Below are 7,046 nucleotides of genomic sequence, written 5' to 3' on the forward strand. Positions count from 1 at the left end.
AGTTTACATGGCAGAGTTTGAAACCTCTTTTGCTAGTCTGGGGCTGTCCGCTCCGATTCTGAATGCACTGTCTGAGATGGGGTACGAAAAGCCGTCCCCGATTCAGGCGGAATGTATTCCTCATCTGCTCAACGGGCGCGACGTACTGGGTATGGCGCAGACCGGGAGCGGCAAGACCGCGGCATTTTCCCTGCCGCTGCTGAACAATATCAAGGCTGACCTGAAAGCGCCGCAGTTGCTGGTGCTGGCGCCGACCCGTGAGTTGGCGGTGCAGGTTGCAGAAGCCTGTAACGAATTTTCCAAACATATGCAGGGCGTCAACGTGGTGGCGCTGTATGGCGGCCAGCGTTATGACGTGCAGTTGCGCGCGCTGCGTCAGGGACCGCAGATTGTCGTCGGCACCCCGGGACGTCTGCTGGACCACCTGAAACGCGGTACGCTGGATCTGTCCAACCTGAGCGGTCTGGTGCTGGACGAAGCAGACGAAATGCTGCGCATGGGCTTCATCGAAGATGTGGAAAACATCATGGCGCAGATCCCGGCTGAACATCAGACGGCGCTGTTCTCCGCCACCATGCCGGAAGCGATTCGTCGTATCACCCGTCGTTTCATGAACGATCCGCAGGAAGTCCGCATTCAGTCCAGCGTGACGACTCGTCCGGATATCAGCCAGAGCTACTGGACGGTATACGGCATGCGTAAAAATGAAGCGCTGATCCGTTTCCTGGAAGCGGAAGATTTTGATGCGGCGATCATTTTCGTGCGCACCAAGAATGCCACGCTGGAAGTGGCCGAAGCGCTGGAGCGCAGCGGTTACAACAGCGCCGCGCTGAACGGCGACATGAATCAGGCGCTGCGTGAACAAACGCTGGAGCGCCTGAAAGACGGTCGTCTGGATATCCTGATCGCGACCGACGTTGCCGCGCGTGGTCTGGATGTTGATCGTATCAGCCTGGTAGTGAACTACGACATCCCGATGGATTCCGAGTCCTACGTACACCGTATCGGCCGTACCGGACGTGCCGGACGTGCCGGACGCGCGCTGCTGTTCGTGGAAAACCGCGAACGCCGCCTGCTGCGCAACATTGAGCGCACCATGAAGCTGACGATTCCGGAAGTGGATCTACCGAACGCCGAACTGCTGGGTCAGCGCCGTCTGGCGCAGTTTGCCGCTAAAGTACAGCAGCAACTGGAAAGCAGCGATCTGGACATGTACCGTGCGCTGCTCAGCAAGCTGCCGCAGGAAGAGCTGGATATCGAAACGCTGGCAGCCGCGCTGCTGAAGATGGCGCAGGGCGAACGTCCGCTGATTCTGCCGCCGGATCCGGTGGTTGAGCGTCGTCCGCGTCGTGAATTCCGCGAACGCGACGAGCGCTTTGAACGCCGTGGCGACCGTAACGATCGTAGTCCGCGTGGCGAGGATCGTCCGGCTCGTCGTGAACGTCGTGACGTCGGCGAAATGGATCTGTATCGGATCGAAGTGGGTCGTGACGACGGCGTGGAAGTGCGTCATATCGTGGGCGCGATTGCTAACGAAGGCGACATCAGCAGCCGTTACATCGGCAACATCAAACTGTTTGCCTCGCATTCCACCATTGAGCTGCCGAAAGGCATGCCAGGCGATCTGCTGTCGCACTTCACCCGTACGCGTATTCTGAACAAGCCGATGAATATGCAACTGATGGGCGATGCACAGCCGCATGAACGCCGTGAGCGTCGTGAAGGCGGTGAGCGCGGCGATCGTGGTGGTCGTAGCTTTGGCGAGCGCGCCGGTGCTGGCAATGGCCGCGGTCGTCCGTTCAATGGCGAACGCCGTGAAGGTGGCGAGCGCCGTGGCGGCAGCCGTGACGGTCAGCGCGCGCCGCGCCGTTTCAGCAATGCCTGATAACGTCTGACGTTGATATGAAAAACCAGCCCTCGGGCTGGTTTTTTTATGTCACGGTTTTCTATGTGATGATTTTTATATCACTGAATGCGCGGTTCCCGCACGATTTCCGCTTGCAACTGTGCCACCAGTTCAAATGAACGCAGCCGCGCCTGATGGTCGAATATCTGGCCGTTAATCATCAGCTCGTCCGCCTGGGTTTCCCGCAGCAGGGTTTGCAGGCCATGACGCACTTTGGTCGGATCGCCCACCACCGCCAGTCGTAAGGTCTGTTCTACCGCAAACTGTTCCGCGGCGGACCAGTGCGCCTCCATCGACGTTACCGGCGCAGGCAACGGCCCCGGCGTGCCGCGTCGCAGGTTGATAAACTGCTGCTGCAACGAAGTGAACAGAAAACGGGCGTCCCTATCGCTGTCGGCGGCGACCACGTTGACGCACACCATGGCATACGGTTTCTCAAGCTGGGCGGAAGGCTGGAAGTTATCCCGATAACGCTGCAATGCCTGCAGGAGCATGTCCGGCGCGAAATGGGCGGCGAAGGCAAACGGCAATCCCATCGATGCAGCTAACTGGGCGCTGTACAGGCTGGATCCAAGCAACCAGATCGGGACGTTCAGCCCCTGTCCCGGCACGGCCTGCACGGCTTGTCCCGGCTGAGCTGGAGCGAAGTAGCGCTGAAGTTCCTGCACATCACGGGGAAAATCGTCAATATCGGCGTTCAGATGGCGGCGCAACGCTTGCATGGTTCGTTGGTCGGTGCCCGGCGCGCGTCCCAGACCCAGCTCAATCCGGCCGGGATAGAGCGATTCGAGCGTGCCGAACTGTTCGGCAATCACCAGCGGAGCATGGTTTGGCAGCATGACGCCGCCGGAACCGAGCTTGATATGTTGCGTACCGCCGGCAATGTAACCGATCAGCACCGACGTGGCCGCGCTGGCGATACCGGTCATGTTGTGATGTTCCGCCAGCCAGTAGCGTTGATATCCCCATTTTTCCGCGTGCTGCGCCAGACTCAGAGAATGGTGGAACGCATCGCGGGCTGTGTTGCCTTGCGGGATAGGGGCCAGATCGAGCAGCGAGAAAGGAACGGTAGCTGTCATAAGCGTGACTCATCGGGTTGAGGGGCTGACGGCGTCAGCCCGAATAAACACAAATGAGATGTTACGCGATCTTAACAATTTGCAACGGACGATGCGTGCGCATCGTCCCGACTGATTTAACCGACCAGCTCCAGCCCGGCCACCCGTCGCCAGTAGCCGTTGCAATCCTGCTGGTTTGCCAGCGTCAGCGGCTGCCCGCCGTGCTGGTTGGCGCGGAAACGGTCGATCATCGCCAGCGTATCCAGTCCTTGCGGCGACAGGCGCACGATATCCACCAGCCCATCCATTGAAGTCAGATCGTTGCCGAGGTTATAGCAGTAACCGCTCTGGGTCTGGATGCCGTTAAGCACAAACACCTGCTGGTTTTCCTGCGACAGCATCTGGCGCCCTTGCGGGTAATTGATGCAACAGGTCTCGCATTCGTCCTTGGGGCGGTTTTCCGAACGAGCGGTAAAACAGCGGGCGGAATACGCCAGCGGCAGATGACCATAACTCAGCACTTCCACCTCAAACTGATGGCGAAAACCGAGCTCATCGCACTGATTGAGCAGATGTTGCAGCCAATCCCGCGACAGTTCCACCGGCATACACCAGCGCATCATGCCTTGTTTGTGCAGTAACCGCAGGGTGTAGGCGTTATAACAGTTGAGCGCGTGGCCGGCGACAAACGGCAGGCCGCGATCCGCCGCCATGTTGACCGCGCCCAGATCGTTGGCTTCCAGCAGGAATTCGCCGTTTTCCACATACCTTTTCAGCTCGGTCAGTTCGGAAGGCGCCTGTAGCAGCGACAGTGTGGAGATCACCACCTGCTTGCCGCTGGCCGCGATCGCGCGCGCGAGGTCAAGCCAGTCGCTGACTTTCATGCCCCGGCGTTTGCTGCACACGGTTTCACCCAGATAGATGATATCGGCGCTGCTGGCGGCCGCTGCCTGATAAAACGTTTCAATGTCGGCTTTGGGCCAATAGTAGAGCAGGGCGCCCAGTGAATATTTCATGTTGTCGATGTCTCCTGGCTACTGCCACTGGCGATGATAGGCGCCCAGCGTGGTCTGCGTACCTTCGGCGACGGCGCCCAACGCCTCCATCCACTCGGCGGTGGGGGTGAAATGCGCCGGATCGGCCTTGCAGCGGTCGATCGCCTGCCGCCATACCTGGGTTACCTGGCTGACGTACGCCGGGCTGCGCTGACGACCTTCGATTTTCACCGAGGCGATATTGGCCGCCATCAGTTCCGGCAGCAGTTCCAGCGTATTCAGACTGGTGGGTTCCTCCAGCGCGTGATAGCGCTGGCCATCCACCAGATAGCGGCCTTTACACAAGGTCGGGTAGCCGGCGTTTTCATGATCCTGATAGCGATCGATCAACACATCGTTTAGCCGTGATTCCATGCCGTTTTCCGTCTGCTGCCAGCGCACGAAACGTGCCGGCGAGCAGGCGCCCACGGTGTTGGGCGACTCGCCGGTCAGGTAGGAGGACAGATAGCAGCGCCCTTCAGCCATGATGCACAGGCTGCCGAAGGCGAACACTTCCAGCGGCACCGGGCTGGTACGCGAAAGCTGTTTGACCTGATGAATGGAGAGCACGCGCGGCAGCACGATGCGGGCGACATCGAAGTGGCGCTGATAAAAACGGATGGCTTCCTCGTTGGTGGCGGATGCCTGCACCGACACGTGCCGCTCTACCGCCGGATAGCGCTCGGCGGCATACTCCAGCATCGCCAGATCCGCCAGAATCAGCGCATCGGCGCCGGCGGTCTGCACCGCGGTGTCCACCGCCCGCTGCCAGCGCTGATAGCCGTCCGGGTGGGCGAAGGTGTTGATGGCGATATGCAGTTTGCGGCGGTGGCGATGCACGTAGTCGCTGGCGTCCTGCAGTTTTTTGTCGTTGAAATTGAGGCCGGCGAAGTGGCGGGCGTTGGTATCGTCTTTCAGCCCGATGTACACCGCGTCGGCGCCATGGTCGATGGCGGCTTTTAGTGCCGGCAGATTACCGGCGGGGCAAAGCAGTTCCATTCTTACGTCCTTTCATCACGGCCTGACGCAGCGGGCCGGTTTGCAATGAAAAGGAATCTTAGTGAACCCGGCTGCCGGCGACTTTGATTTAAACCAGCATATCGGGGAATTGCTGGCGCTTACCGGTCGTGATTTGGCGCAGAACAGGCTAAATTTAACTCGTCACATTCCAGCGACTTGCCCGCGGGTGTCGCTACGCGATGTTAAAAAACGCGTCCGGCGTTTTTATTGATGTAGACCCCTGCTGCCGGTTTCCCGTTCTGTGGCAGAATAATGACCATATCGGTTAAGCCGCATCGCTTTATGAGGAGTACGCCAGTGTTGGAAAAACTACGTGCGCAGATTGTGCGTCAAGGGCCACGTTTACTGAGTAAGCCGTTAACGTTAACGCCTTTCTTCCTGCAACGCCGGGTGCTGGAGCAACTGCTGGGGTGGCAGTTCCGCCAGGCGCTGGAAGAAGGCGAACTGGATTTTCTTGACGGGCGTTGGTTGCGAATCGAGGTTCGCGATATCGGTTTGCAGTGGTTTGTCACGTTGCGGGATAACCGGCTGGAAATCAGTTACAACGAACTGGCGGATGTGAGCTTCAGCGCCGATGCCAACGATCTGATCCTGATCGCTGCCCGTCGTGAAGATCCGGACACGCTGTTTTTCCAGCGCCGCCTGCGCATTGAAGGGGACACCGAGCTGGGGCTGTACGTCAAGAACCTGATGGACGCCATCGAGCTGGAAAGTATGCCCGCGCCGCTGCGCGTTGCGCTGCTGCAACTGGCCGGGTTCGTGGCTGCCGGTTTACAGGAGGGCGCAGAGCAAGCCAGTCCGCACGCGCCAGTGTCATGCTGATTCGTGTTGAAATTCCGGTCGATGCGCCGGGCATCGACGCCTTGTTGCGGCGGTCGTTTCCCTCTGAGGCCGAGGCGGAACTGGTGCATCAGCTGCGTGAAGACGGCCAGTTGACGTTGGGTATCGTCGCTACCGACGACGAAGGCGGCGTGGTGGGATATGCCGCGTTCAGCCCGGTGACGCTGGGCGGCGAAGACCGGCAGTGGGTAGCGCTGGCGCCGTTGGCCGTAGACGAAAGCCTGCGCTGTCAGGGGATCGGCGAGCAACTGGTGTATGAAGGGCTGGATGCGCTCAACGAATTTGGCTACACCGCAGTGGTAGTGCTGGGCGACCCGCATTATTACGCTCGTTTTGGCTTTGTGCCGGCGCAGGATCAACAATTGTGCTGCCGCTGGCCGGGCAGCGAACGGGCATTTCAGGTTTACCCGCTGGCGGACAACCACTTTCAGGGCGCCAGCGGTCTGGTGGAGTACGCCGAGCCGTTCAATCGCTTCTGAACAGCGGCATAAAATCGGTAAGCGTCGAAGGCTGGTGTTGCACCAGCCTTTCTTTTTGCATTTTGCTCAGTTGCTTGACGCGATATTCCCATTTCAGCGCGGTGGAACGATCGCCCGCCACGCAGTGATACGCCAGCGTCAGCGGCCCTTTGCCGCGCAACGCCCGCGCCCCTTTTCCGCTCTGATGCTGCGCCAGCCGCCGCGCCACGTCAGTGGTGATGCCGGTGTAAAGCCATCCGCTGCCAGTGCGCAGCAGGTACAGAAACCAGGTTGTCTCACTGTTATTCACGGCATTTCCTTTTCGTGGGTCCGCGCTTATCTTACGGTGATATCTCGATAAAGGCTGCCCGTGCTGCCGTATTCGTCGGTGGGCGGCGGTAGAAAAATTTGAGGCTATTATTTATCAATAAGTTAGCGCTCTTTAACAACATGAAAAAGTTGGTGGAATTTTCCAGGCTTTAAAAATCATTAAAAAACAAGTATATACTTTTAGAGTGTTCCCCGCGCCAGCGGGGATAAACCGGTTATTGGCGTGCACAAAAAAATTTGACGGGCGTGTTCCCCGCGCCAGCGGGGATAAACCGGCAGAGGAAACACTGAATGCCGCAGAATCTATGTGTTCCCCGCGCCAGCGGGGATAAACCGACAGAGACTGTGCGTTATAGGCCAGACTCAGCGTGTTCCCCGCGCCAGCGGGGATAAACCGCTT

At 59.0% G+C, this 7,046-nt stretch carries 7 protein-coding genes; 3 read left to right on the forward strand and 4 right to left on the reverse strand.

The features are described from left to right. Positions 1-7: 7 nt before the first annotated feature. On the forward strand, positions 8-1,885 hold the full coding sequence (locus DXX3274_RS03750) for a DEAD/DEAH family ATP-dependent RNA helicase (protein ID WP_042858641.1): 1,878 nt from the start codon (positions 8-10) through the stop codon (positions 1,883-1,885). Positions 1,886-1,965: 80 nt separating this feature from the next. On the opposite strand, the gene DXX3274_RS03755 is transcribed toward DXX3274_RS03750, so the two are convergent. From DXX3274_RS03755 to DXX3274_RS03765, 3 genes are all read right to left on the reverse strand, one after another. Next, a complete protein-coding gene (locus tag DXX3274_RS03755) occupies positions 1,966-2,985 on the reverse strand; it encodes an LLM class flavin-dependent oxidoreductase (RefSeq protein WP_042858642.1) in 1,020 nt (339 codons plus the stop codon). Positions 2,986-3,101: 116 nt separating this feature from the next. Then, entirely contained in the window at positions 3,102-3,980 is an 879-nt protein-coding gene (locus tag DXX3274_RS03760) for a U32 family peptidase (protein WP_038662398.1), read from the reverse strand. Positions 3,981-3,998: 18 nt separating this feature from the next. Beyond that, entirely contained in the window at positions 3,999-4,997 is a 999-nt protein-coding gene (locus DXX3274_RS03765) for a peptidase U32 family protein (protein ID WP_038662395.1), read from the reverse strand. A 318-nt stretch (positions 4,998-5,315) separates the two neighbouring features. Between DXX3274_RS03765 and DXX3274_RS03770 the strand changes: the two genes are divergently transcribed. Next, entirely contained in the window at positions 5,316-5,840 is a 525-nt protein-coding gene (locus DXX3274_RS03770; RefSeq protein ID WP_042858643.1) for an SCP2 domain-containing protein, read from the forward strand. After that, entirely contained in the window at positions 5,834-6,337 is a 504-nt protein-coding gene (locus DXX3274_RS03775) for a GNAT family N-acetyltransferase (RefSeq protein WP_042858644.1), read from the forward strand. The genes DXX3274_RS03770 and DXX3274_RS03775 overlap by 7 nt, the downstream gene beginning before the upstream one ends. Here DXX3274_RS03775 and DXX3274_RS03780 read toward each other — a convergent pair. Further along, positions 6,324-6,626 carry a GIY-YIG nuclease family protein gene (locus DXX3274_RS03780; protein WP_042858646.1) on the reverse strand — a complete coding sequence of 101 codons (303 nt, stop codon included), beginning with the start codon at positions 6,624-6,626 and terminating at the stop codon, positions 6,324-6,326. The genes DXX3274_RS03775 and DXX3274_RS03780 overlap by 14 nt on opposite strands. Between the last annotated feature and the right edge of the window lie 420 nt (positions 6,627-7,046).

Source organism: Dickeya sp. NCPPB 3274 (genome assembly GCF_000406205.1).
Lineage (GTDB): Bacteria > Pseudomonadota > Gammaproteobacteria > Enterobacterales > Enterobacteriaceae > Dickeya > Dickeya fangzhongdai.

Bases quoted from the DNA above. Each gene is read 5' to 3' on its own strand.
- DXX3274_RS03750 (WP_042858641.1), top strand. From the start codon at position 8: ATGGCAGAGTTTGAAACCTCTTTTGCTAGTCTGGGGCTGTCCGCTCCG.
- DXX3274_RS03755 (WP_042858642.1), bottom strand. From the start codon at position 2,985: ATGACAGCTACCGTTCCTTTCTCGCTGCTCGATCTGGCCCCTATCCCG.
- DXX3274_RS03760 (WP_038662398.1), bottom strand. From the start codon at position 3,980: ATGAAATATTCACTGGGCGCCCTGCTCTACTATTGGCCCAAAGCCGAC.
- DXX3274_RS03765 (WP_038662395.1), bottom strand. From the start codon at position 4,997: ATGGAACTGCTTTGCCCCGCCGGTAATCTGCCGGCACTAAAAGCCGCC.
- DXX3274_RS03775 (WP_042858644.1), top strand. From the start codon at position 5,834: ATGCTGATTCGTGTTGAAATTCCGGTCGATGCGCCGGGCATCGACGCC.